Annotated in this window: 26 protein-coding genes and 1 riboswitch; of the genes, 3 read left to right on the top strand and 23 right to left on the bottom strand. The window is 61.4% G+C overall.

The genetic code is table 11. The features are described 5' to 3' along the window. Positions 1-38 precede the first annotated feature (38 nt). The 7 genes from PTZ19_RS10755 to PTZ19_RS10785 form a co-directional block, all read right to left on the bottom strand. Complete coding sequence (locus tag PTZ19_RS10755; protein WP_276354356.1) at positions 39-605, bottom strand: 50S ribosomal protein L25; 567 nt, start codon at positions 603-605, stop codon at positions 39-41. Positions 606-790: 185 nt separating this feature from the next. Continuing rightward, the gene (locus PTZ19_RS10760; protein ID WP_276354357.1) at positions 791-2,824 is read right to left on the bottom strand and encodes an MMPL family transporter; all 2,034 of its coding nucleotides are present in this window, start codon (positions 2,822-2,824) and stop codon (positions 791-793) included. 28 nt (positions 2,825-2,852) lie between these two features. Beyond that, positions 2,853-3,995 carry an NAD(P)/FAD-dependent oxidoreductase gene (locus tag PTZ19_RS10765; protein ID WP_276354359.1) on the bottom strand — a complete coding sequence of 381 codons (1,143 nt, stop codon included), beginning with the start codon at positions 3,993-3,995 and terminating at the stop codon, positions 2,853-2,855. Next, entirely contained in the window at positions 3,992-4,678 is a 687-nt protein-coding gene (locus PTZ19_RS10770) for a methyltransferase domain-containing protein (RefSeq protein ID WP_276354361.1), read from the bottom strand. Before PTZ19_RS10770 ends, PTZ19_RS10765 begins: the two co-directional genes overlap by 4 nt. Positions 4,679-4,722: 44 nt before the next feature. Continuing rightward, the gene (locus tag PTZ19_RS10775; RefSeq protein WP_276354363.1) at positions 4,723-5,823 is read right to left on the bottom strand and encodes a type III polyketide synthase; all 1,101 of its coding nucleotides are present in this window, start codon (positions 5,821-5,823) and stop codon (positions 4,723-4,725) included. A 353-nt stretch (positions 5,824-6,176) separates the two neighbouring features. Continuing rightward, the gene (locus PTZ19_RS10780) at positions 6,177-6,332 is read right to left on the bottom strand and encodes a hypothetical protein (RefSeq protein ID WP_276354365.1); all 156 of its coding nucleotides are present in this window, start codon (positions 6,330-6,332) and stop codon (positions 6,177-6,179) included. A 9-nt stretch (positions 6,333-6,341) separates the two neighbouring features. Next, positions 6,342-7,193, bottom strand: a complete 852-nt coding sequence (locus tag PTZ19_RS10785) for a bifunctional 5,10-methylenetetrahydrofolate dehydrogenase/5,10-methenyltetrahydrofolate cyclohydrolase (RefSeq protein WP_276354366.1) — start codon at positions 7,191-7,193, stop codon at positions 6,342-6,344. Between the two features lie 64 nt (positions 7,194-7,257). Next, positions 7,258-7,336, bottom strand: a riboswitch (ZMP/ZTP riboswitch). Positions 7,337-7,461: 125 nt separating this feature from the next. Here PTZ19_RS10785 and udk point away from each other — a divergent pair. Beyond that, the gene (gene udk, locus PTZ19_RS10790; RefSeq protein ID WP_276354367.1) at positions 7,462-8,097 is read left to right on the top strand and encodes a uridine kinase; all 636 of its coding nucleotides are present in this window, start codon (positions 7,462-7,464) and stop codon (positions 8,095-8,097) included. Positions 8,098-8,265: 168 nt separating this feature from the next. Beyond that, on the top strand, positions 8,266-8,982 hold the full coding sequence (locus tag PTZ19_RS10795) for a DUF1259 domain-containing protein (RefSeq protein ID WP_276354368.1): 717 nt from the start codon (positions 8,266-8,268) through the stop codon (positions 8,980-8,982). 80 nt (positions 8,983-9,062) lie between these two features. Here the strand turns inward: PTZ19_RS10795 and PTZ19_RS10800 are convergent, their stop codons facing one another. The 9 genes from PTZ19_RS10800 to PTZ19_RS10840 form a co-directional block, all read right to left on the bottom strand. Continuing rightward, entirely contained in the window at positions 9,063-9,779 is a 717-nt protein-coding gene (locus tag PTZ19_RS10800) for a S1C family serine protease (protein WP_276354369.1), read from the bottom strand. Between the two features lie 12 nt (positions 9,780-9,791). Continuing rightward, positions 9,792-10,061, bottom strand: coding sequence for a hypothetical protein (locus tag PTZ19_RS10805; protein ID WP_276354372.1), 270 nt, complete (start codon positions 10,059-10,061; stop codon positions 9,792-9,794). A 17-nt stretch (positions 10,062-10,078) separates the two neighbouring features. Beyond that, the gene (locus tag PTZ19_RS10810) at positions 10,079-10,291 is read right to left on the bottom strand and encodes a hypothetical protein (RefSeq protein ID WP_276354628.1); all 213 of its coding nucleotides are present in this window, start codon (positions 10,289-10,291) and stop codon (positions 10,079-10,081) included. Between the two features lie 49 nt (positions 10,292-10,340). Beyond that, positions 10,341-10,877 carry a hypothetical protein gene (locus PTZ19_RS10815; RefSeq protein WP_276354373.1) on the bottom strand — a complete coding sequence of 179 codons (537 nt, stop codon included), beginning with the start codon at positions 10,875-10,877 and terminating at the stop codon, positions 10,341-10,343. Between the two features lie 124 nt (positions 10,878-11,001). Further along, complete coding sequence (locus tag PTZ19_RS10820) at positions 11,002-11,322, bottom strand: hypothetical protein (protein WP_276354374.1); 321 nt, start codon at positions 11,320-11,322, stop codon at positions 11,002-11,004. Between the two features lie 108 nt (positions 11,323-11,430). Next, positions 11,431-11,712 carry a hypothetical protein gene (locus tag PTZ19_RS10825; RefSeq protein ID WP_276354375.1) on the bottom strand — a complete coding sequence of 94 codons (282 nt, stop codon included), beginning with the start codon at positions 11,710-11,712 and terminating at the stop codon, positions 11,431-11,433. Positions 11,713-11,716: 4 nt separating this feature from the next. Continuing rightward, positions 11,717-12,166: a hypothetical protein gene (locus PTZ19_RS10830; protein WP_276354377.1), complete on the bottom strand. Its 450-nt coding sequence runs from the start codon at positions 12,164-12,166 to the stop codon at positions 11,717-11,719. Next, the gene (locus PTZ19_RS10835; RefSeq protein ID WP_276354380.1) at positions 12,163-12,387 is read right to left on the bottom strand and encodes a hypothetical protein; all 225 of its coding nucleotides are present in this window, start codon (positions 12,385-12,387) and stop codon (positions 12,163-12,165) included. Before PTZ19_RS10835 ends, PTZ19_RS10830 begins: the two co-directional genes overlap by 4 nt. Positions 12,388-12,420: 33 nt before the next feature. Further along, positions 12,421-12,918, bottom strand: a complete 498-nt coding sequence (locus tag PTZ19_RS10840; protein WP_276354382.1) for an Hsp20/alpha crystallin family protein — start codon at positions 12,916-12,918, stop codon at positions 12,421-12,423. Between the two features lie 156 nt (positions 12,919-13,074). On the opposite strand from PTZ19_RS10840, the gene PTZ19_RS10845 reads away from it, so the two are divergent. Next, on the top strand, positions 13,075-13,476 hold the full coding sequence (locus tag PTZ19_RS10845) for a hypothetical protein (RefSeq protein WP_276354384.1): 402 nt from the start codon (positions 13,075-13,077) through the stop codon (positions 13,474-13,476). Positions 13,477-13,627: 151 nt separating this feature from the next. On the opposite strand, the gene yjcZ is transcribed toward PTZ19_RS10845, so the two are convergent. The 7 genes from yjcZ to PTZ19_RS10880 all read right to left on the bottom strand — a co-directional run bounded on the left by yjcZ (position 13,628) and on the right by PTZ19_RS10880 (position 22,483). Then, the gene (yjcZ, locus tag PTZ19_RS10850; RefSeq protein WP_276354386.1) at positions 13,628-13,729 is read right to left on the bottom strand and encodes a sporulation protein YjcZ; all 102 of its coding nucleotides are present in this window, start codon (positions 13,727-13,729) and stop codon (positions 13,628-13,630) included. Between the two features lie 133 nt (positions 13,730-13,862). Continuing rightward, positions 13,863-15,599 carry an ABC transporter substrate-binding protein gene (locus PTZ19_RS10855; protein WP_276354389.1) on the bottom strand — a complete coding sequence of 579 codons (1,737 nt, stop codon included), beginning with the start codon at positions 15,597-15,599 and terminating at the stop codon, positions 13,863-13,865. Positions 15,600-15,705: 106 nt separating this feature from the next. Then, complete coding sequence (locus tag PTZ19_RS10860; protein ID WP_276354391.1) at positions 15,706-16,614, bottom strand: carbohydrate ABC transporter permease; 909 nt, start codon at positions 16,612-16,614, stop codon at positions 15,706-15,708. A 13-nt stretch (positions 16,615-16,627) separates the two neighbouring features. After that, positions 16,628-17,593, bottom strand: a complete 966-nt coding sequence (locus tag PTZ19_RS10865; RefSeq protein ID WP_276354392.1) for an ABC transporter permease — start codon at positions 17,591-17,593, stop codon at positions 16,628-16,630. Between the two features lie 161 nt (positions 17,594-17,754). Then, positions 17,755-19,278, bottom strand: a complete 1,524-nt coding sequence (locus tag PTZ19_RS10870) for a response regulator (protein ID WP_276354394.1) — start codon at positions 19,276-19,278, stop codon at positions 17,755-17,757. Continuing rightward, a complete protein-coding gene (locus tag PTZ19_RS10875) occupies positions 19,271-21,055 on the bottom strand; it encodes a sensor histidine kinase (RefSeq protein ID WP_276354396.1) in 1,785 nt (594 codons plus the stop codon). Before PTZ19_RS10875 ends, PTZ19_RS10870 begins: the two co-directional genes overlap by 8 nt. 831 nt (positions 21,056-21,886) lie before the next feature. After that, the gene (locus PTZ19_RS10880) at positions 21,887-22,483 is read right to left on the bottom strand and encodes a bifunctional transcriptional activator/DNA repair enzyme AdaA (RefSeq protein WP_422614993.1); all 597 of its coding nucleotides are present in this window, start codon (positions 22,481-22,483) and stop codon (positions 21,887-21,889) included.

Consider the following 22,483-nt stretch of genomic DNA (forward strand, 5'->3'; position numbering starts at 1 on the left):
ATTCGGCCTGCTGCTTTCGTTTCGGGCGGATACGCGGCTCAGCCCGCCTCTTCCTGCGTCGCGGAAGCGGCCGGATGGAACGGAGCGGCGACCACTTCGTCGGGACGGTTCAAGACGTGCACGTCTTTCGGCACGGGCAAATCCTGGACCAAAATCGGCTTCCCACCTCGAACCGGCGCCAAATCCAGCTCGATGGAAGCCGGGATCCGGTCGGGCAGGCTCTCAACGTGAAGCTCGTGAAGGAACATTTGATAAGGAATGGTTTTGCCTTCCGGATCGGGCAGCGGCACGATATGAACGAACGCTTTGATCTTCTCCTTCGCGTTCACCTGGTGAAAATCGACGGCCAGTACGGATCGATCGAGCGGATGCCGCTCCACGGCATGAAGCACGACCTGACGGGGCGGCTGACCCGGTATCTCCAGCTGCAGCAGCGCGTTCGGATGTTGGATCGCCCGAAGGGCGTCCTTCCGCTCGAGCGCGATCGCCAGCGGCTCGGCGGCTTTCCCGTACACGACCGCGGGCACCTTCTTCGCCAGCCGCAGCTCCCGGACGGCGGAACGCGTGAACGCGCTGCGGACCTCCGCTTTCAGATTCATAGACATGCCTGATCTCCTCCTTGGCAATTGAATTTCGGCTCCTCTTCCATTCTACTCCACTGCATCCGCGCGGACAGGCGCCGCGAATCGGATATAGGGCTGTCTGACCGCGTGAAATCCGATAAAAGTCCGATACCCGTACCCCTCCCGATGATTTCTCCCGATTTGGATCGATCGCGTGGACAGGCGGATTACGGCTTGGCGAACGGCATCCACCAGTTCCATTTCCCCAGCAGCTTCATGAGGGCGGGCACCAGCACCATCCGGATGAGGGTCGCGTCCAGGAACAGCGCCGCGGCGATTCCGATGCCGAGCTGCTTCACGCCGGATACGCCCGCAACGGCGAACGGCGCGGTCACCGCGATCATGATGGCCGCGGCCGCGGTGATGATCCGCCCGGACGAGGCCAGTCCTTCCCTCACGGCGGCGTCATGGTCTCCCGTCTCCCGATAGGACTCGTAAATCCGCGACAGCAGGAAGACGCCGTAATCCATGCTGACGCCGAAAGCCAGGCCGAAGACGAACACCGGGATCATGATCGCGATATCGGTCGGTTCCAATCCGAACCGGCCGGCTTGAAACAACCAAGCGAGCAAGCCGAATGACGCCGCGATGCCGGCCAGGTTCATCAGCACCGCTTTGATCGGCAGCAACAGCGACCGGAACGCCGCGGCCAGCACGAGCCCGTTGGACAGCAAGATGAACCCGAGCGCGGGCGCGATCCGCCCGAACACCTCGTCGTGCACCTCTTGACGGTACTTCGCCTCCCCTCCGATCAACGCGCCCGTATCCGCCAGCGCCGCCTCGAAATTTCGGACCCACCGCCTCGTCTCCTCGGAAGCCGGATCCCCCCGCAGCCATACGGTCAATAGGGCAGCATCCGACTTTGCGCGCGCAGCTGTTCCGTCGATGCCGAGAACCCTCGGATCCCCTTGCAGGATCCTCCCGATCGATTCCGCGGAAATGCCCGTTTCGCCGCGGCCGGCGGCGGCGATCACATACACCGGCGTAACGTTCCAAGGCTGAAAACGCTCCAAGAGGAGCTCCGAGGCCAGCCTTGACTCCTGATTCTTCGGCAGCGACTCGGGACCGGGAACGCCGAGCTGCATCGTTCGGACGGGAAGCCAGCAAGCGGCCATTACGGCCAGCGCGAAGACGGCCCAAACACCGGGCTTCCTCATGACGGAAGAAATCCAGATTCGCAGCAGGCCGCCGCTTCGCTCGATGCGGGCGGGGATCCGCCTGCGCAAAACGTAGAGCATGGCCGGAACGAACGTCAGATTGACGACGGCCGAGACCGCCAGGACAACCAAAGTGCCGAGCGCCACCGAGCGGAAAATGGGCATGCGGATCCAGAGCGTCCCGGCGACGGCCAGCAGCACGCAGCAGACGGATACGGCGACGGCCCGGCCCGACGTGCGGAACGCGGCCTCCAGCGCATCCGGCTCTGCTCTTCGGGCTTTCTCCTCCCCGAAACGGCTGACGATCAACAAGGCGAAATCGATGCTGACGGCCATGCCCACCATGGGGATGACGTCTTGCACGAAAACGGATAAAGTCGCCCCGGAGAGAGCGCCGATTCCGTACAACGCCGCCATGGCGATTACGGTGGAGATGCATCCTGCCGCGATCGGAATGGCCGCCGGCAGCAGTCCGCCGAGCGATAAGGCCAGCAAGACGAAAGCGGCGGGCACGCCGATGGCCTCCGCCGCGAGCAGGTCGCGTTTGCTGGAGCGGTTCACGTCTTCTTGCACGACGGTTTTACCGGTCATGGCGATCTCCATGCCCGGACCGGCCGCCGCGATTCTCCCGCGTAGCCGATCGATCGCTTCGCTTCTCTCCCGGGGGGAGCCGGGCAACGTCAGCATGGCGTAGGCGTACCCGCCCCGCTTCATCCCGGGCTTATTGAGCGGGGAAGCCGCCACGTTCACCCCGCTGACGCGGTCGGCTTCGTCCAGGAAGCGCGAAATCCGTTCGCGGAACGTCTTTTCCGGGCGGTCGGACGGGTCATGGAACAACAGATACAAAGGTTCTTCCGGCAGAAGGAACTCGCGCTCCAGCCGGGTTTGGGCTTGGGCGAACGCGCCGTCCGTCACCAGTCCGTGATCTCCCAGCACGCTTGGCAGCTTGAGGGCCAGCGGGAGCGCAAGCGCGGCAAGCAACAACCAACCCCGGACGATCCAGCGGCCATATGCGGCGGCCAACTCCGCCATCCTCCGACTCAAACGCCCACCTCCCGTTCCGCTGCCGGACTCAGTCGCCCAGCCGGGTCGCCCGCACAAGGCGCCTGGCGGTTTCCGGCGCGACCGATCCGATTCGCAGCAGCCATGCGGCGGCGGTCGGATAAGCCAACAGGCGGTTCATCCATCCGCCCCATCGCAGAGGTCCCGCGAAATGCCGATGGTAATGCCGGGTATACGCGCTTCTCCACTCCTCAAGGGAGCAAGTTCCGCGGAGATAGGCGTCGGCCAGCGGGACGCAGAGCTCCACGGAGCGCAAAGCCATCGCCATGCCGTCCCCGCAGAAAGGCGGAATGACCGCGGCCGCGTCGCCGATGCAAGGCAGCCCGTTCCACGGCGACGGTTCGGTCGGGATCCGGACCGGGTACGTCGCGGCCTGGGTGCCGGGAACGGCCTCGGCTTTGTCGAACCGTTCCCGGAGCGCGGGAATCCGCTCGGCCGCCGAGCCCCAAATCTCCCGGAGCGCGCCGCCCGTCTCCCGCCGGTTCAGTCCGGCGCGATCCAGGAGGGCGGCGGCGTTCAGCCGCTCGCCCTCGACGGGCGACACGCCGAAATAGCCGCCCCGAAAAAAATAAAGATCGACCGCCGGGCTCGAGTCGAATCCGGTGAAGTGCGATTTCAAGCCGACATAGGACCGGCCTCGGCGATGAACGGGCGTTAGGAACCCGTTTGGAGGCCTCCTTCCCCACGCCGCGATGACCGAACGGGCCGTCAGCCGCAGGTTGCCACTGTCCCTGCCGCGAAGATCGATGCTGTAATCCCCGCATCCGTTCTTTTCGACCGCCGCTGCCGTCCAACCGGTCAACAGGCGGACTCCCCGCATCCGCGCGGACTGCTGCAGCTTCGCGTCAAGCGCGTGGCGACTTATCCCCCAGGCCGTGCCCGGCAAAGGGATTTCCAGCGAAACGCCCCGTTCCGAATGCAGCCTGACCGAGGTAATCGCCGGCGGATTCAGCGCCTCTACGGTTCCGAGTTGATCGAGCCGCCGCAGGATGCCCGCGGATTCCGGCGATAGGAATTCGCCGCACGCTTTGTGCCTGGGGAAAACCTCCTTGTCGATCAGAGCGGTCTCCCAGCCCCGCCGGGCCATCGCGTCCGCCATGGCGCTGCCGGCCACGCCGGCGCCGATGACCGCGACGTCGCAATCCGCCTTCATCCGCCCCGCCCTCCCGTTCGGGATTTGCGCAACGTCACCGTATAGCGGAACAACGGCCGCCACCGGCAGATCAGCCCCGCGCCGTTCAGCCGCGCGGCGAGATCGCGGAATTCCGGTCCCCGGAAGCCTTTCGCCACGGACAACGGGCCGTCATGCCGGATGCAGCGGTTGCGGGAGAAGCAGCGGACCGCGACCCACACGGCCGTCCAGGGCAGCCAGTGCCGGTGCAGGTCGTGGATCACCACGCCGATCCGGGCGGCAGCGAGCATCCGATCCAGCACGGCCGGCAGCTCTTCCGTAGGAAAATGGTGAAGGAACTGGGAGGCGGTCACGATATCCGCCTCGCCGTGCCGCAGCTCGAACACGCTTCGCTTCTCGAAACGGACCCGCGGCTCGTTCCGGTAGATCCGCTTCGACTCCGCCTCGGCTTCGTCGGTCACGTCGGCCAGCGTCACCTTGAGGTCCATGCCTTGCCGGTCGCCCCACCGCAGGATGCGGCGGTTGAGTTCCCCCGATCCGGAGCCGACGTCCAGAATCGTCAGACGTCCGGGCTTGCCCGCTTCCCCCCATAGCGTCCGGACGCCGTACAGCGCCGGGCCGGAAGCCCCGAAAATCCGGTTCAGCCTCCGCAGATGGCGCAGCGCTTCCCGCAGTTCCTCGCCTCCAACGCGCAAATCGTCCATGTACTCGGGTTCGGAAGCCCGGCGCGATAAAAAGCCCCCGCGGCTCATGACGGCCGATAGTCGAAACGAAGGAATTCGGCCGTCATGCCGGGCCCGAACGCCGCGGCGAACCCCGCCTTCTCCCCGGCGCCGCCTCCGCGAAGCCGCTCTCTTAGTCCGTTCAGGACGAACAAGATGGTGGCGGAGGACATGTTGCCGAAACGGCGCAGCACGGATCGGCTGTCGGCCGTCTGCTCGTCCGAGAGCCGGAAGGCGGCTTGAAGCGCGTCGACGATTCCTTTGCCGCCGGGGTGGATCGCCCACAGCTCCGGCCGTTCTCTCCCGCCCCAGAACTCCTCGAACGCCGGCGGTACGAAACGCCCGATCAATTCGGGGATTTCCGAGGACAGGTGCAGGCGGAAGCCGTGATTCCCGACGGACCACCGCATGCGGTCCCGGGTACCGGGGAACGGCACGGCCCGCGCCTCCCGCAAGGCGAACGCGCCGGGCCGCTCCGCCGATGCCCGGCCGACGACGCAAGCCGAAGCCCCGTCGCCGAAGAAGGAGGCGGAGTACAATTCCTCCTTGTCCAGGGAAGGCTGGATGTGCAACGTGCAAAGCTCCACGGCGACGATTAACGCCTTGGCGTCCGGACGGCCGCGGACGACGGCTTCCGACATCCGCAGCGCCGTCATGCCGGCCGCGCAGCCCTGGAACGTCAGCGGAAACCGCTCGACGTCCGCCGGCAAATCCAGCTCCCAAGCCAGCTCCGCGTCCAAACCCGGCAGGAAGAAGCCGGTGCAGGTCACCGCGAACAGATGGGTGACGTCCCCGGGCCGGATCCGGCCGTCCGCGAGCGCCTTGCGGGCCGCTTCCGCCGCAAGCCGCGCCGCTTCCTTCCGGTACGCGGCCATCCGCTCCTCGGTGGTGGCGATGGGGGGCCCGCCTGCCGAAGAAACGTACCGGCACCGTTCCGCAGGCTCCAGGAGATTGGGTTCGCAGGTATAACGCGTATCCACGCCGCAGCGGGCGAAGATGCGCTTCGCCCATCTCGCGGCGTCCGGTCGATCCCGAAGCGCCCCGCTGATTCGGGCCAGCGTGTCTTCCTGATCGAGAAGATAGGCCGGAACGGCCGTTCCGATGCCTAGAATGGATGGATGTTCCACGGATCAATTCCTCCCCGGCGGACAAGTTGCCGCACTTCCATTGTACGGGCCGTTCCGCCGGATCATTCCAATCGTGTTTCGTTCGGCAACGAATACCCGTCCAACCGGACGTGCAATGGGCTGACCCTTCCCCAGTCCGACGGAGGAGGCTGGTCTTAGGCAGCGATGAATCGTAACGGACACCGGAGACGTTATATGGCAATATAAGACCACGTTCCCACTGTAACGGACACCCGAGCCCTTATTTTCCCGGAAACCGCCGGATCAGGTTACCCATCAACCGAATAAGAGCACCCGTGTCCGTTAGATCGCCGGGTGAGCAAGATTCCCCCCAATAACGGCCGTCCTGTCCGTTAGCGCCACGTCGCCCTCGACGATGCGGCATCCGTCAAGCCCAGTCGCGAACGGCGAACGTTGGCCCGCTCCGAGATCAAGCCCATCGCCGACAGCAAAAGCCAGCCGCCCAGGCTGGCTTCTGCTTTGGCTATGATGTAAATCGGTGTGCCCATCAGACGGCTTCAATCGGCCGAAACGGCTCTTTCCGCCGCTTCCACGGTATGCTTCAGCAACGTCGCGATCGTGACGGGCCCGACTCCCCCGGGCACCGGCGTAATGGCGGACGCGTTCCGGGCGCAAGCCTCGTAATCGACGTCGCCGACATTGCCTTCGTTGTACCCGGCATCCATGACGACGGCCCCCGGCTTGATCCACTCCCCTTGCACGAACTTCGGTTTCCCCACCGCGGCGACGACGATGTCGGCCAGGCGAACGAGATCCGCCAGGCCCGTCGTTCTCGAATGGCAGACCGTCACCGTCGCGTTGCGGTTCAGCAGCATGGCGGACACCGGCTTGCCCAGGATCGGGCTGCGTCCGACGACGACGGCATGCCTGCCCTCGATCGGAATCCGATAATCATCCAGCATCGCCAGGATCGCCGCCGGCGTGCAGGACGGGTAATGCGCGAATCCGAACGCGTTCCGGGCGAATCCCAGCGTCGTGACGCCGTCCACGTCTTTCCCGATGTCGATCGCGTCGAAGGCGGCACGCTCGTCGATCTGAGGCGGAACGGGATGCTGAAGCAGAATCCCGTGGACCTGCGGATTCTCGTTTAACTCCCGGATTTTGGCGATCAACTCTTCCGTCGCCGTCGACTGCGGAAGGTGAACGGCCGTCGATTCCATGCCCAGACGCCGGCACGCGTTGCCTTTCATTTTCACGTAGGTGGCCGAAGACGGATGGTCTCCCACCAGAATCGTCGCGAGGCAAGGGACGATTCCCCTTTCCGCGAGCCGGCCGATCCTCGTTTTCAACCGTTCCTTGATGCGGTCCGCCACCCGGTTTCCGTCCAAAATCAGAGGTTGCTTTTCCATGCATCATCTTCCTCTCTCGAAAATGGTTAAGAAAACAGAAAGAGGCAAGGAGGAAAATCCCCCTTACCTCTGCCCAGGCGTACGGCTCGTATTCCGCGCGCTCCCCCGCGGTCATCCGCGTTACGCCAGTCACGCGCGGCGATTGTTTCCCTGATTATACCAAGACCCCTGCGATTCCATCAAGATTCGGATGTATCGACACGATCCGATATGCTACAATACTGGAATTGAAATCGGTACGCAGCCACAGGAGGTTTCGCAAAACATCATGCTTATGATCGGAATCGCAGGAGGCACCGGATCGGGCAAAACGACGGTCGCCCGCTCCGTCATCGACCGACTGGGAGCGGATAAGGTGACGTTCATCTCCCAGGACAACTATTATAAGGACCAGACCCATCTCGACATGCCTACTCGGATCAAGACGAACTACGATCATCCGCTCGCGTTCGACAACGGGCTGCTCGCCGAGCATCTTCGGCGGCTGAAGGACGGACAAGCCGTCGACGGCCCCGTGTACGATTTCACGCTGCACACCCGCTCTTCCGCGGAAACGTTAAAGCTGCAGCCCAATCCGATCGTCATCGTCGAAGGACTGCTTGTCCTCTGGGACGAAAACTTGAGGGGAATGCTCGACATCAAGGTGTTCGTGGACACCGATCCGGACGTGCGCATTCTCCGCCGGGTCATGCGCGATCTGGAGCAGCGCGGCCGGACGATCCGGTCCATCCGCGACCAATACTTGCAGACGGTCAAACCGATGCACGAGGCGTTCATCGAGCCGTCCAAAAAATACGCGGACCTCATCCTGCCCGAAGGCGGTCATAACCGGGTCGGCATCCGCATGTTGACGACTTTGGTGGAGACGTATTTGACCGGCGGCCCCGGGCGGGCGGACGACTGAACCCTCGCCTTCCGGATGCTCGGTCCCGGAAAGACGGATGCCTTCGAAGGATCGGCGACCGTTATATGAAACTCCCTATTTTTCGAATTTCATAGATCATCGAACATGCGGCAGCTCCTCCCGGATCATATCTTGTACCATTCTCGATCCAAGGAGGAGAGATAACGTATGGCCATGATGATACCAAGCCCGCTCTGTCAGCAGTTCGCGCGAATTTTGGGAGGCACCGCCGAGGTCGCCAACGGAGTGTGCACCGTCACCCGGCTCCGCGATAACCTGCGCCCGCTCATCGAAGGCCGCCGGACGAATTCCATTCTAGCCCTTGCCGCCTTTTTCTCGTTCGAGGATTTGGACAACCGCGGCAATGCCCTGAACTTGGGGGAGACGGTCATCTTGCAAGAGGAGATCAATCCGTTCATCTCCGCGTTGCGCGCCCAAGGCATCGAAGTCACCGCCCTGCACAACCACTGGCTGTTCGACGATCCGAGGCTGATGTTCATCCATTTCAAATCCGTCGAGCCTCCGTTGTCGTTCGCCGTCAAAGCCGCGAACGCGTTCCGCGTGCTTACGACCCGGACGGTATCCCCGAGCCGTTCCTCCTCTTCCGGAGGAAGATCCCACGGCCAGGTGCAGCAATGGGGATCGTGCGGATGCGCGCGTTCCCGCGGCCGATCGGCGGGATTCTCCCAAGCGATGGTCATGGGCCTACGGCGGGGCAAGTCCGCCGGCCTTCGCCGTTCGTCGGGCGCGCGGAGCTCTTCCCAAGCCGTGCGGACGTCGAGCGTGCGAAGCTTCACCCGCAACGTGCGTTCGTCGGGCGCGCGGAACGCCTCCGGCCGCGGCCGAGTCGGCCTACGGCAGTCCCGTCAACCTGTTAAGCGTTAAAACAAGCTAACAAGCACGCAGGCTGTCCTCGGTCTTATGGCCGGAGGGCAGCCTGTTTCATTCCGCCCGAAGCACGCCGCCTACCGCAGGAACGGCCGGATCCGCGCTTTGATCCCGTCGATGCCGAGCGCGAAACCGAGTCCGTTCTTGTTCTTGGCCATGAACGCGTTCATGCCGATGACCCGGCCCCGCAGGTTGATGAGCGGTCCCCCGCTGCTGCCCGGATTGATCGCGCAGTCCGTCTGGATCAGGTCGTTCATCTCGATCCCGGAAATGGTAACGGAGTCGTGCTTTCGGCTGATGATTCCGGAAGTAATGGAATTCTCCAGCCCGAGCGGATTGCCGATGGACATGACGATCTCCCCGACTTTGCTCGCCCCGGACGATCCGAGCGGCAAAGGAGTAAGCGGCACGGGGGCTTGGATGCGCAGCAGCGCGATATCCTGATCCTCGTCGCTCCAAACCAGGCGGCCTTGATAAATTCGGCCGTTATGCAGCTTGACGAGAATTTGGCGGGGCCGGTTCACGACGTGCTCGCTTGTCAAAATCAAGCCGTCCCGGCGGATGATAAAGCCCGTGCCGATGCCGACGGCCGTAAGATTCGGTTCCGGTTCCCCCGGGAAGAAATACGAGTAAGGCGCCGCCGGCTCGTAGGACTCGTTTTCCTTGATGGCCCGGATGAAGACGACGCCTTTGCGGGCTTTGCGGAAAATGCGGACGAAATAATTCCCGGCGTGCCGATACGCCGGAAACGCATGGGATTTGCTTGCCAGGCGCTTGCCTTTTCTCGCTTCCATGCGACCCGTCCTTTAACGAAAGCCCGCGATCGACGAAGGTTTGTTCGCGCTCGGATACGCGGTCTGGAGCAGCCCATGCGTCAGATAGAGAGTCGGCTCGCCGCATTTCACGCAATAGGCCGCCGTCGGCGGGTTCACGAACGTACAGCCTTTTTTCAAAATGCCGGGCTCGTCGGAACAGCGATTCAATACCGGAGCCCCGCACACCGCGCAATACTTGTCGTTTTCGTCCGGCATTCGCGAGCAGCGGATGCATGGGTGTCTCTCGGGCTTTTTGCTCATGTCGTTTCCCCCAATGCCTATAAAGATTGGTTCTGAAGTGAAGTCGAGGGCTGCGCTTCGGTGATCGGGTTATCCAACAGATCGTTGTCGAACACGTTCGTGAGGACACGGTCTCCACGTTGGCGCCGAATTTCTATCCAGCCTGGTTGCGCGATTTCCCCGACCGCTACCGCGCTGCCCCTGTTCAAGGCGTTGACATTGATCGCCCCCGCGGCCATCGTGATGAACACCGCCAAGCTATCACCCCCGGTAAGTGCCTATATGGTTACGATATTCCGGTCAGGGCTCTTCGGTGTTTTGCACGATCCGGATATTTTTCGCCACTCCGGAAGCGTCGGTCACTCCCCCCTCCATGGAAATCGGCGTATCGACCGCGTCGTTGTCGAACGTAAAGCTGGCGAATTGCCGAAGACGGTTCGATCCCGTCACTTTTCCGTTTCCGTAATTGTTTTTGCGCGCGCTCCTCCATCCCGGCTGATCGTTGTCCCCGAGACCGATAGCCGAACCGTTCGCCACCGCGTTCGCCTGGATGGCTTGGAAACCGACGCTCGTCTGCCGACGGCTCCCCGCCGTTTCGTAAATCTGGATGTTCCGGACGTCGTGCATCGGCGCGTCGACCAAATCCGAATCGTACACGGCGCTCACGGCATTCGTCAGCGTCCCCCCGCTCCAGCTGCCGAAACCTTGGTTGCTCTTGCCGTACGAGCTCCAGCCGATCGCCTGGTTCGTGCCGATGAAAATGCCGGACGTATTCTCCACGACGTTGACCTGAAGCTTCCGGAACAGGACGTTGGCTTTCTGTCCGGGCAACATCAAACGATCGCCTCCCCGTTGAACGAAACCTACGACCATAGCCTATTCAAGCGGACGTCTGGTGTTGCGGATATGTATTGACGGCCATCCGGAACGGAACGGATCCCTCCGGATGGCACGCGGGCCGTCAGATCCAAAACCACGGAATGAAGAACAGGGCGGCCAAAAGCGCCAGGCTGAGCGCGATCGCGCCGAAGCCGAAGCCAAAACCGCCGAAGGGGCCGAAAAACGCCCTCGTTTGGGCTTTCTCCGTTTTGGCGCCGCGGGCTTTCCCGCGTTCGACGGATGCCAGCACGGGACCTCCGGGCAACGCGTTCAGAAACAGCTGCCCGCCGTCGCAGCCGTGCAAAATGCCGAAATGGCGAGTGCCGTCCTGCATCACGGCGCACACGGGTTTGCCGATAAACGGCGAGATGCCGGCCGGGGTCAGGGGGGTAATCGGAACCAAGCTCCTATCTCCTCTCTTCAGGGATCAGACGCCTGCCTGTCGGGATAGCATATGCCCTGGAAGGATTTCCGCCTGTTCGCTTGCCCTGTACCGGATCAAAACCCCCGCCTATCCGGCGTTCCGGCGTTCGGCGAGCGTCTCCCGCAGCCATGCCGGCAGCTCGCCGTCCGCCACGTTCAGCATATCCAGAAAGTCGGAGTCGTTCAGCAGCGAACGGATGCCGGCCACCAGGTTGCGGTCCCCGCTTACGGAACCGAAGCCCTGCGTCAGTTTCTGATGGCTTTCGAACGCGGTCGGCCAGTTGTTCCCCATGTTGATGCACGAAGCGTTTTCCACCGACCCGATCCGAATCGACCCGATGACGAACTGCGGGGACAGGAACGAAGACATGCCTTCACCTCCGATAGTTCACCCGAAAGCCGGTCGACGTTCGCTCCATTCCCTCCCCGGAACGGGAAGGGGCGGCAGGCCCGGCCGGGTCCCGGCTTCGCGCGGCGGCCCCCGCCGCCGGCCGTTCGCGCCCTTCCGGCGTACGGGGCGGTTCTTCCCGCTTTCGCTCCGAAGAAGCCAGCTTGGCGCCGAAATTGTTGCCCAGGTTCAAGGAACCGCTGAGTTGCTCGATGTCGAGCGCGTCCAAGCGGAATTCCAGCTTCTCCAGCACCGGCTGATGGATTTGCAGATGCTCGATCGTCACCTGCGGGAATCGGGCGTGCAGCCGGTTCAAGCTTTCCTCCAAGCGGCGGAACCGTTCGTCCAATTCCCCGAATTGCCTTTTGACATCCTGCAGCACGGCGTCTGCGGGATCCCGCCCGCGACGGACGCGTTTGCGAAACGGATTTCTCACCGCTCGTTCATCTGCCCGCGGAATTCCGAGTCGGTCGCGTCCCGGTCCTCAAGCCGGCTCCGGACGAAAACCGCCCGGAAACGCTCTCCGTTCACCGTCCCGAAAGCTTGGTTTCGTTTGTCGACGCTTTTGAACCCCCGCTGCTCGTTGCTTCCCGTGAAAATGCCGGACGAACCGGAAACCGTGCCGACGCGAAGATCTCCAAATTCTATGCGCACCATGGCCTCGCTTCCTTTCGGGATCGCCGTTTCCTTCTATTCTATGTCTCCGCTCCCGCCGTCAGACGGACTCTCGCCCTTCCCGTTCGCGCGGGACGCCGGCGGCTCGAATTCTACCGGAATCCGGGTGAGGCTCTCGGCTTCGGCGATCGGCAGCTCGATGATCAGCAATCCCTTCGCGTACCGGGCTTTGACGGCTTCCGCGACCACCGGCTTCGGCAGCGCGAGCGATCGCTTGAAAACGCCGAAAAAACGCTCCCTCCGCACGATCCGGTTTTCGGTGACCGGATAGGGGCATGGGAGCTCCCCCTCAAGCTCCAGCGTTTGGCCCTCCAGCCGGATGCCGATTTGGTCGGGGGAAAGAAGGCCGGGGAGCTCGGCTAGCACGACGACGGCTGCCGGTTCATGGTACATGTCGATGCGGGGGCCCGCGACCGGAATCAGCTCGGACATTTCCTGCCAAAATTCTTCCCCCAACACTTCGCCGGCTTGGTCGAACACGTGCTTCGGCAGCTTCCCCCGGTCGGCTTCCATCTCTCATTCCCCTCCAATCGTCCAAATACGCGTTTTGCCCGAAAACGTACAAGCGGAACGGCCGCTTACCGAATAAGTTGATTCATACTCGCGAATGAGGTGATCGACATCGGACGCGCGCCGCAAACTCCGACCGCGGAGGAAGCCCGGAAATGGATGGGGCTTCCCGTATGCGTCGTGTTGAAGGACGGAAGTTTTTACGTAGGGTGGGTTACCGGTGTAGAAGACAACGCGCTGACCCTCGCCGGACAGCGGAGACGGGGCAAACTCGGCCCGTCCGCCCTGAAGCGGGCGGAGCAAGCGCGGGTGAGCGGTTTGTTCTCGCCGTTCCCGGCCATGGGGTTCGGCGGAGGATTTCCGTTCGGCGGCGGCCTCCCGGGAGGCGGAGGTTTGCCGGGCGGCGGCGGGCTTGGCGGGTTATTCGGCCAGGCGAATGCCGGCGCGGGCGCAGGCGGGGGCGGGTTGCTGGGAATGCTCGGCAAAGCATGGCCGGGGATCAAGATGGGATTCGGCCTCATGCGCATGATCATGCCCCTGCTCGGCGGTCTCAAAATTTGAGGCCCCGGGCGGCCTCCGCCGTCCTTCTCCTGCATGTTTATGCTTCTTAAGCCGGAAATAAACGGAAAAAAGGCCGGTCAGCGTACTGACCGGGCCTTGCCGTTCATGCTTCCCCAGGCGGCGAAACGCCGCCCTGGAAACCGAATGCGGATTAGATGAACCAGCCGCTAGCGAGGATGATCACCAGCAGGATGAACAGTACGAGCACAAACGCCGCGCCGCCGCCGAACCCGACTCCTACTCCAGCACTCATCGTTTGTCAGCCTCCATTTGTTAGGGATTTGTGATGAGTCATCACCCTGCTAACATATGTCGGGGACGGATGCAGAGACTGTACGTTTAACCCGGGTCGTCATCCGTACCCGCGAAAATGGGCGGCGCTTGGCTTACTCGTTCCAGAGCTTGACGCGCGCTTTCACGAGTTCGGCGCGAAGCTCTTCGGCTTTGTGCACGTCGGCTTTCTCCAGCTGGGAAACGTAATCGTCCCAGATGTCGTCGAATTCTTCCGGCTTCGCCAGAATGGCTTTCGGAATCATTTTCCAAGTAATGTTCTTCAGCTTCTCTTCGATGACGGTAGAATCGCTGTCCGACGGGATCGGAATGTTCCACGCCGCGCCCCAAGGCTTGACTTTGAACTCTTCCTCTTTCGGGAACAGGTCCTTCCAGATCGTCGCGCCGTAGTTTTTGAGCACTTCTTTTTCCACGTCGCTGTAGTCGTTCGTCAGCTGCTCCGGGAATTTCAGCGTGTAATAGTTGCCCGTCGGATCTTTCACTCCGTCGCCGTAATGCGCGGACAGCAGGGTGTAGTTGCCGATGCCCGATTCCTTCTGGAAGTTGGTGCCGTCGTTGATGCGGCGGTCGTTCACTTCCTTGATCATCACGCGTTTGCCGTTCTCGACGGTGTAGTGCTTGCCTTCGATCCCCCAGTTGATCAGGACTTGGCCTTCGTCTGAAGCGAGCCAGTCGAGGAACTTGATCGTCCGGACCGGATCCGGGTTCGTCTTGGAAATCGCGACGCCGCTGCCGGCCATGAAGCCCGTCGGCCAGAAGGACGTGTCCTTGAAGTTCTCGTTCAGCGTAACCGGATAATGGCCATAGGCCTGGTCGAACTTGCCTGCGGCTTTCAGCGCTTTCTCGCCGTCCGCGTAGTCCCATAGCTGGTCGATCAAGCCGAGCACGCGGCCGGAAGCGACTTTCGCCTTGTATTGGTCGTATTTCTGCACGAAGCTTTCCTTGTCCAGCAGCCCTTCCGCGTTCATGTGGTTCAGCCAGCGGAAGTATTCCTTCTCCTCCGGCCGGAGGAAGTGGTACGTCACTTTGTACGTGTCGACGTCGATGTTGAATTCGCCGTCGTCCGCGCCGCCCGTCGTGAGGAACGCCGGGTTCGTGACGGAGATGTACATGTGCCAGTCGTCCGCGTTAAGCGTCAGGCCGATGTTCTTGTTGCCGTTCTCGTCGGTCGGGTGTTTGGCGAGATATTGCTTGATCGCGTTCTCGAAATCCTGCACCGTGCGGATCCTCGGATAACCGAGCTCTTTCACGACGCGGTGCTGCAGCTCGAACCCGCCGCCGGCTTCGAAATACGTTTGGCCTACGCCGGCATAGCTGGGCAGCACGTAAATGGAAGGGTCGTCTTCGCTGTAACGCAGGCGTTTCAATTCGTCTCCGTAAACCTTCTTGAGGTTCGGGCCGTATTTGTCGATCAGGTCCGTCAAGTCGATCACCGCGCCGGCGTCGACGAATTTGCTGATGCTGGTCTTGGCGCTGATGAGATCCGGATATTTGCCGCTCGTCGCGATCAGCGCGGATTTCTGCACCGCGTCGCCGACGGCGAATTCCGCGTCGAGCGTGATGCCCGTTTTCTCCGTAATGTATTTGCCCGTCTCGTCCTGCATGTTCGCCCAGTTCGGGTTCGGGTCTTCGCTGTAGTAGGTGAGCGTGAGCGGTTTCAAATCTTCCGCGGGCGCGGACGCCGACGCCGATGGACTCGCGGAGCCGCTTGCGGCGGCGCTGCCGCTCGGGCTGGCGCTGCCGTTATTGTCCTTGCCTCCGCAGCCGGCGAGCAGTCCGGCAAACAGCGCGGTGCTCATGAGCAAAACCGGCCATTTTCTTCGTTTTGCCATCTTCTATACCCCTCCAGATCGTAAAGAGAATGACGGAGCGTATGCGTATGAACAGGTTGTGCCTGTCGATACCGAAATTCGCGGAGTCCGGTACGGCTGAGGTCCTTCAGCCTTTGACGGCGCCAAGCGTCAAGCCTCGCACGAAGTAGCGCTGCAAGAACGGGTAGACGAGCAGGATCGGCACCGTGACGACGATCGTGATCGCCATCTTGACGGATTCCGGCGAAACGGTGGCCAGCACCTGCGTGATGTTCGTGTTTCGGTAATCCCCGTTGTTGCCGGAAGTCGTGCTGAGCAGCACCTTCGTCAACTCGTATTGCAAAGTCGTCAAATGGTCGCTGGAACCGTTGTACAGGAACGTATCGAACCAGGAGTTCCACTGTCCGACCGCAAGGAACAGCGCGATCGTCGCCAGCGCCGGCGTCGCCATCGGCAGGACGACCCGCCAATAGATGGCGAAGTCGCTGGCGCCGTCGATCTTCGCCGATTCCTGCAGCGCGTAGGGAATTCCGTCGATGAACGACCGGATGACGAACACGTTGAACGCGCTGACGAGGCCGGGAAGCACGTAGACCGCGAACGTATTCATCATGTGCAGGTCCTTGATCAGCAGATAGAACGGAATGAGCCCCGCGGAAACGTACATCGTGACCGCCAGGTAGGTCGATACGAATTTGCGGCCTTGGAAGTCCGGCCTGGCCAGCGTGTAAGCGAGCATGGACGCGCTGATCAACCCCAGGATCGTGCCGACGACCGTCCGGAGCACCGAAATTTTGAACCCGGTCACGAGGCCGTCGAACGAGAAAATGATGCTGTAGTTTTTGAGCGTGAATTCCCGCGGGAATACCGTAATGCCTCCCCGGACGCTGTCCGTCGAATCGTTGAACGAGAGCGCGAGCACGTTCAGGAACGGATACAGCGTGACGATCGCGACGCCGATCATCGCGATCGCGATGACGGTGTCGAGCAAACGGTCGGACCAGGGAACCCCTTTCGTCATTCGTCGTCTGGCCATGGCGGCTCCCTCCTTACATGATGCTTTCTTTGGCGATCCGCTTGAACAGCCCGTTCGCGGCGAACAGCAAGATGACGCTGACGACGGAATTGAAAATGTTGATGGCGGTGCCGAAAGAGTAACGGCTCATCTGCAGCCCGTATTGCAGCGAGTACAGGTCGAGAACCTGGGAGTAATCCCGAACCAGGTTGTTGCCGAGCAGGAACTGTTTCTCGAAGCCGATGCTGATCAGATGGCCGATCGACAGGATCATCAGCACGATGACGGTCGAACGGATGCCCGGCAGCGTGATGTGCCAAATCTGGCGCAGGCGGCTCGCGCCGTCCACTTTGGCCGCTTCGTACAGCTCGGGGCCGATGCCGGCCATCGCGGCCAGGTAGATGATCGCGTTCCAGCCCGTCTCCTTCCACGCGTCGGATACGGTGACGATGCCCCAGAACAGATGCTCTTTCCCCATCCACTGGATCGGTTCATGGAGGATGCCGAGCCACATCAGAAAATCGTTCACGACGCCGTTCTCGCCCGCCAGCATCCGCGTGATGATGCTGGTCGCGACCGCCCACGACACGAAATGGGGCAGGTAGGAAATCGTCTGTACCGCCCGTTTGAAAAACATGTTCCGGATTTCGTTCAGCAGGACGGCGAACAGAATCGGCACCGTGAAGGTAGCGACGAGTCCCATGACGCTCATCGCCAGCGTGTTGCGCATGACCTGGTAGAACATGTCGTCCCGGAAGAGCGTCTTGAACTGGTCGAGGCCGGCCCATTTCTGTTCCCAGATCGACTTGCCGGGCTTCCATCGCTGGAACGCGATCAGCCATCCCCATAGCGGGTAGTAGCTGAAAACGAACACCCAGACGACGAAAGGCAGGGACATCGCATACAAGTAACGGTTCCGGAACGCAACTTTCCAAAAGTTGCTTTTGCCCGTTTTCGCGGAGAGCGAGACGTCCGGATTCCGAGCTGAGACCGCTTTCATCGAATCCCTCCTTGCTGCTTGAAACGCGGTGCCTGTCTTCATGATAAGGAATTCGCCGCCAGGTTCCTACACCACAGATCGGGCGCAAAATCATATAAAAATTAGAGGTCGTGACCGCGCATCCGCAAAAAAAGGCGCCCCCGGAAGGACGCCGTTATGCGTTACTTTTTGCGATACGCGGTCGGCGAAGTGCCGACGTACTTGCGAAACTTGGCATGGAAATAATCGACGTTGGAGTAGCCGACCCGTTCCGCCACCTGGTATACCTTCATGCCTTGCTCCAGCAGCTCCATGGCTTTCCCGATCCGGACTTTGTCCAAGTAGGTGTTGAAAGATTCGCCGGTGACGCTTTTGAACAGCTTGCCGAGATAGGAACTGTTATACCCCAGCGCCTCCGCCAACGTCTCGAGCTTCAAGTTCTCCTGGTAGCGGCGGTGGATCAAATCCGTCATTTTGCGGATATGCCGTTCGTTCCCGCTGCCCCGCAGGCTCCCCGCGATTTCCTCCGCCAGCCGCGTCAGCCGCTCCATCATGCCCCGATAGTGCGGCTCCCCGTGGATGGCGAACGCTTCGGCGGACCAAGCATGGCTGCGCCCACGAAGCTCCGGACGGCTCTGGGCCAGCTTGCCGATGACGGAACCGGTCGCGGCCGCGAAAGCCGCCTTGATGTCCTCGCCCGGCTTGCCTTCCGCCGCCATCGCCCGTCCGGCTTTCCGGATCAGAGCGGCCGCCGATTCGGCGTTGCCGATGTCCAGCGACAGGAACAGCCGCTCCTCGAAGTCATCCGTCCGGAAACTTTCGGCCCCTTCCGCGGCCTGCGCTTCCATGGCCGGTACCCGGTCGTAGATCCGGTCGTCCCCGAGCCAAAATCGGGCGGAGATCAGCTCGCGGGCCCTGCGATACAGAGCCTCGATCTCCACGATCTCCCGGGTCGATCCGCCGGTCACGGCCGTAAAGGATATCCCCTCTTCCCGGCAAGCCTCCATAATCTCGGCGTGGATCCGGGCATGGCGCCCCGTAACGGAACGGAAGTCCTCGCGAAGCAGAAGGACGATGCAGGATTCCAGTGCGAACGCCGTCCCCGCGCCGTCCGATTCGAGCGTCTCGGCCCATTTGCGCTTGAGGCGGGCAGACGTATCCGCGCCGTTCTTCCCGTCGCCGTGCGGTCGGATGAGGATCAGCTCGTAACCCGGCCACAGCAGGCCGGCAGCGGCCCATTCCGATTCGGAAGGCAGACGGGAGCTGCCCGTCAGCAGCGAAAGCAGGATAGGCTCCGCCGATTTGCCGGCTTCGGCGGCGGCCCTCTCCTTGTCGAGAATCGGCTTCAGCTTGATCAAATATTCGACGAGCTCGTCCTCGTCCACCGGCTTCAGCATATAGCCGTCCGCTTTCAAGCGCATGGCGGTCCGCGCGTAGTCGAAATCCGCGTAGCCGCTCAGGAACAGAAAGCGGGGATGCTTTCCCGGCCGCCGCGTGACCTTCTCCATCAGCTGCAGGCCGTCCATGCCCGGCATGCGGATATCCGCGACGATCAAATCCGCATCCGACGTTTCCAGCTTCCGCAGCGCTTCCTCGGCGTCCGCGGCGGCGTCCGCCGCCCGGAACCCGTAGGCTTCCCAGTCTACGATCGTGCGCAGGCCTTCCCGGATCAGCTTCTCGTCGTCTACGATCAGTACGTTATACATCCTGCATACCCTCCAACGGAATCCGGAAAGTCACGACCGTTCCTTTGCCGGGCCAACTCTCGATCCGCAGCCCCGCCGACTCTCCGTACGTCATTCGCAGCCTTTGCTGGATGTTATGCAAGCCGATCCGGTCGGCGTCTTGATGCCCGACCGATTCCCGGATCTGCGCCAGCCGTTCGGGCGGCATGCCGGCCCCGTTGTCCGCCACGCTTACTTCCAGCCCATCTTCCCGCAGCATCGCCTTCACGCGCACGGCTCCGCCTTCCGCATGGCTTTCGAGGCCGTGGATGACGGCGTTTTCGACCAAAGGCTGAACGAGCAGCGGCAAGATCCGCGCGCGCTCCGCTCCCGGATCGATCTCGAGCTCGTACTCCAGCCGGTCGTCATGCCGGAATTTCTGGATTTCCAAATAGCAGCGGACGATCTCGATTTCCTCTTCCAAGCTGATCTCGCGGCCTTTGATTTCCAGGTTTTTGCGCATCAGTTTGCCGAGCAGCTTCACGATTTGCGCGATTTCCTTCTCCCCTTTCAAATGCGCCTTCATCCGGATCGATTCGAGGGCGTTGTAGAGAAAATGGGGGTTGATTTGGCTCGCCAGCATTTTCAGCTTGATTTCGTTCTGTTTCCGCTCCAGCTCGCTCGTCTGTTCGTGCGAACGGTTGACTTCCTCCATCAGCTCCTTGACGTTCGCCACCATCTGGTTGAACTGGCGGCTGATTTGCCCGAGTTCGTCGTTGCCGTCCACGATCAGCGCCGCGTTGAAATTGCCCATGGCGACTTTGTTGATCTGGCGGTTGAACAGGAGGAGCCGTTTGGTCAATACGGCGCAGATAAGATAAATCAGAAGGAGAGCGGCTGCAGTGACGAACAAGATGATTTGCAATCCCCGTTCGCTAATCCGGTTCGCTTCTTTCGTGATGCTCCGGATCGAGAAAACGGATACGATTTTGAGATTCGTGAAGCTTTGGGCAGGCGCCAATTCCCCGATCAGCACTTTGGACCGCTGACCGTCGATGCTGCGTTCGTAAGTACCGGGTTCCAGCATGGCCAGCTCTTCGCCCAAATGGGTGTCGCCGATCCGCTTTCCGATCATGTTCGGCCGGTTCGAAGCGACGATCACGTTGTTGGCGTCGGCCAGCAACGTCTCGGAATCTTCCTGCAGCAGGGTCTTGTTCAGCAGGGTCGTGTTCAAATCGATGTCGAGCACGCCGAACGTGCGGCTGCCTTGGAAATAGACGCTGCGGACGAGGCTGAGCATGCTGCCTGCTCCCCGGCTTTCGCTCGGGAAATAGTACCATCCGATCCGTCCCGCCTGAGCGATGGCCGACTGGTACCAGAAACCGCTCTTCGTCGGCTCGTCGAGGGGGATGAATTCCCAGTTGTTGAGCAGCGACGGATTATCCGCGTACAGCTTGATCCGGGTGATTTCCTCGTTGAAATCCAAATACATTTGAAACGTCTTATAGCTCTTATAGGCATCCACGACTTGGCCGGCGTCTTGATAACGGGTCGTCACGACGCTCTCCAGGTCCGAGTCCAGCGACAACCGGTTGGACAGCGCCTCGGCGACGCCCAGCAGATCGAACGTCCGGGCCTTGACGCGTTCCATCGAATTTTCCGTCTGCTCCATCGCCTTGTCCAGCGCGGATTGCCGGTATTCCCGGACGACGAAGAAGCCGATGATCAGGAACGGAAGGAGGAAAAACAACACGTAGGACAGCATCATTTTGTCGCGGAGCTTCATGTCGTTGAACCGTTTGGTGATGTGCGGCAGCACGCTTCCCCTCCCCTCCCTTCCCTTCGGTTGAATCCGCTTCCATCGTTCATCTTAACACGGAACGGGGAATTGTCCATATAGCCGGGAATGTCGGATTTTCCAGGGATTTTCCGTGCGATTGTTGCTGACTTTTCACGATCCCGATCGGCCGCTCGAAGAGCGAGTCGCCGACCACGTATCCAACCAAGGCTTTAAGTCGGTCAAACCGTCTTAACCGGATGCACGACACCTTCACCATGGCTTTAAGTCGGTCGCACCGTCTTAACCGGACGCACGACACCTGCAACCATGGCTTTAAGTCGGTCACACCGTCTTAACCGGACGCACGACACCTGCAACCATGGCTTTAACTCGGTCACACCGACTTAACCGGACGCACGACACCTGCAACCATGGCTTTAACTCGGTCACACCGACTTAACCGGATGCACAACACCTGCAACCATGGCTTTAAGTCGGTCACACCGACTTAACCGGATGCATTGCACCTTCGACCAGTGTCTAAAGCTCGCCGCACTCGACCAGGGTCTGAAAGCTAGCCGCACCGGCTTAACAAAAAGTACACAGCGTAAAGTCGGTCTCGCCGACCGAAACGAACAAGCCCACCGTCCCGCCAAGGAAGATGGGCTTGCTTGTTTTATTTGGATTTCTTCTTGGCCGCGGACCTGCCCTGTTTCTTCGGATCGTCCGGCGGAGGCGCTGCGCGCTGCGATCCGTTCGGCTTGACTTCGTCGCTCATCGGACCTGGCTCCTTTCTAAGGGACTCCCCTTAGTATGGGTCCGCCAAGCCCATCCGATGTGCCTTCCGGCGTTCGAACGAGAAACGTCGTCTTATGCGGGATTCGCCGAATCGGCTCCCTCCGACGTTTCCGCATGCCGTCTGTCCTGCCAAATCCGTTCCCGATAAGCCCCCGGGGTCAGTCCGGTTTTCCGCTTGAACAAAGTGGTCAAATAAGCGGCCCCCCCGATGCCGACGGCTTGGGCGATTTCCAGCACGGACTCGCCGGTCGTGACCAGGCGCTCCGAAGCTTGGTCCATCCGGACTTGCTGCACGTACTCCATCGGGGAAACGCCCTTGATCCGCTTGAAGGTGCGCTGCAAGTGAAACCGGCTGCCGTGGCAGCGGTCCGCGAGCTCCTCCAGCGTCAGCCTCTCGGCGTAATGGCGGTCGATGTACCGGACGATTTGCTCCACCCATTCTTCATCGGGCAGCCGCACGCCCTGCGGCCTGCAGCGCTTACACGGCCGGAAGCCTTCCGCTTCGGCGGCCGAAGCGTCGGCGAATATCCGCACGTTCGACCGGTTCGGAGCTTTGGATTTGCAGGACGGACGGCAGTAAATGCCCGTCGTCTCTACCGCGTAATAGAAAACGCCGTCATACGTTCCTTCGTTCCCTACGATCGCCTGCCACTGTTCTTCCGTTGCCAA

It is taken from the genome of Cohnella caldifontis, assembly GCF_029360585.1.
GTDB lineage: Bacteria > Bacillota > Bacilli > Paenibacillales > Paenibacillaceae > Cohnella > Cohnella caldifontis.

Coding starts and splice junctions, on each gene's coding strand:
- PTZ19_RS10800 (WP_276354369.1), bottom strand. CDS start 9,779: ATGGAAGCGAGAAAAGGCAAGCGCCTGGCAAGCAAATCCCATGCGTTT.
- yjcZ (WP_276354386.1), bottom strand. CDS start 13,729: ATGAGTGCTGGAGTAGGAGTCGGGTTCGGCGGCGGCGCGGCGTTTGTG.
- PTZ19_RS10795 (WP_276354368.1), top strand. CDS start 8,266: ATGGCCATGATGATACCAAGCCCGCTCTGTCAGCAGTTCGCGCGAATT.
- PTZ19_RS10855 (WP_276354389.1), bottom strand. CDS start 15,599: ATGGCAAAACGAAGAAAATGGCCGGTTTTGCTCATGAGCACCGCGCTG.
- PTZ19_RS10865 (WP_276354392.1), bottom strand. CDS start 17,593: ATGAAAGCGGTCTCAGCTCGGAATCCGGACGTCTCGCTCTCCGCGAAA.
- PTZ19_RS10840 (WP_276354382.1), bottom strand. CDS start 12,918: ATGGAAGCCGACCGGGGGAAGCTGCCGAAGCACGTGTTCGACCAAGCC.
- PTZ19_RS10845 (WP_276354384.1), top strand. CDS start 13,075: ATGGGGCTTCCCGTATGCGTCGTGTTGAAGGACGGAAGTTTTTACGTA.
- PTZ19_RS10825 (WP_276354375.1), bottom strand. CDS start 11,712: ATGTCTTCGTTCCTGTCCCCGCAGTTCGTCATCGGGTCGATTCGGATC.
- PTZ19_RS10770 (WP_276354361.1), bottom strand. CDS start 4,678: ATGGACGATTTGCGCGTTGGAGGCGAGGAACTGCGGGAAGCGCTGCGC.
- PTZ19_RS10835 (WP_276354380.1), bottom strand. CDS start 12,387: ATGGTGCGCATAGAATTTGGAGATCTTCGCGTCGGCACGGTTTCCGGT.
- PTZ19_RS10870 (WP_276354394.1), bottom strand. CDS start 19,278: ATGTATAACGTACTGATCGTAGACGACGAGAAGCTGATCCGGGAAGGC.
- PTZ19_RS10860 (WP_276354391.1), bottom strand. CDS start 16,614: ATGGCCAGACGACGAATGACGAAAGGGGTTCCCTGGTCCGACCGTTTG.
- PTZ19_RS10755 (WP_276354356.1), bottom strand. CDS start 605: ATGTCTATGAATCTGAAAGCGGAGGTCCGCAGCGCGTTCACGCGTTCC.
- PTZ19_RS10785 (WP_276354366.1), bottom strand. CDS start 7,193: ATGGAAAAGCAACCTCTGATTTTGGACGGAAACCGGGTGGCGGACCGC.
- PTZ19_RS10805 (WP_276354372.1), bottom strand. CDS start 10,061: ATGAGCAAAAAGCCCGAGAGACACCCATGCATCCGCTGCTCGCGAATG.
- PTZ19_RS10765 (WP_276354359.1), bottom strand. CDS start 3,995: ATGAAGGCGGATTGCGACGTCGCGGTCATCGGCGCCGGCGTGGCCGGC.
- udk (WP_276354367.1), top strand. CDS start 7,462: ATGCTTATGATCGGAATCGCAGGAGGCACCGGATCGGGCAAAACGACG.
- PTZ19_RS10780 (WP_276354365.1), bottom strand. CDS start 6,332: ATGGGCACACCGATTTACATCATAGCCAAAGCAGAAGCCAGCCTGGGC.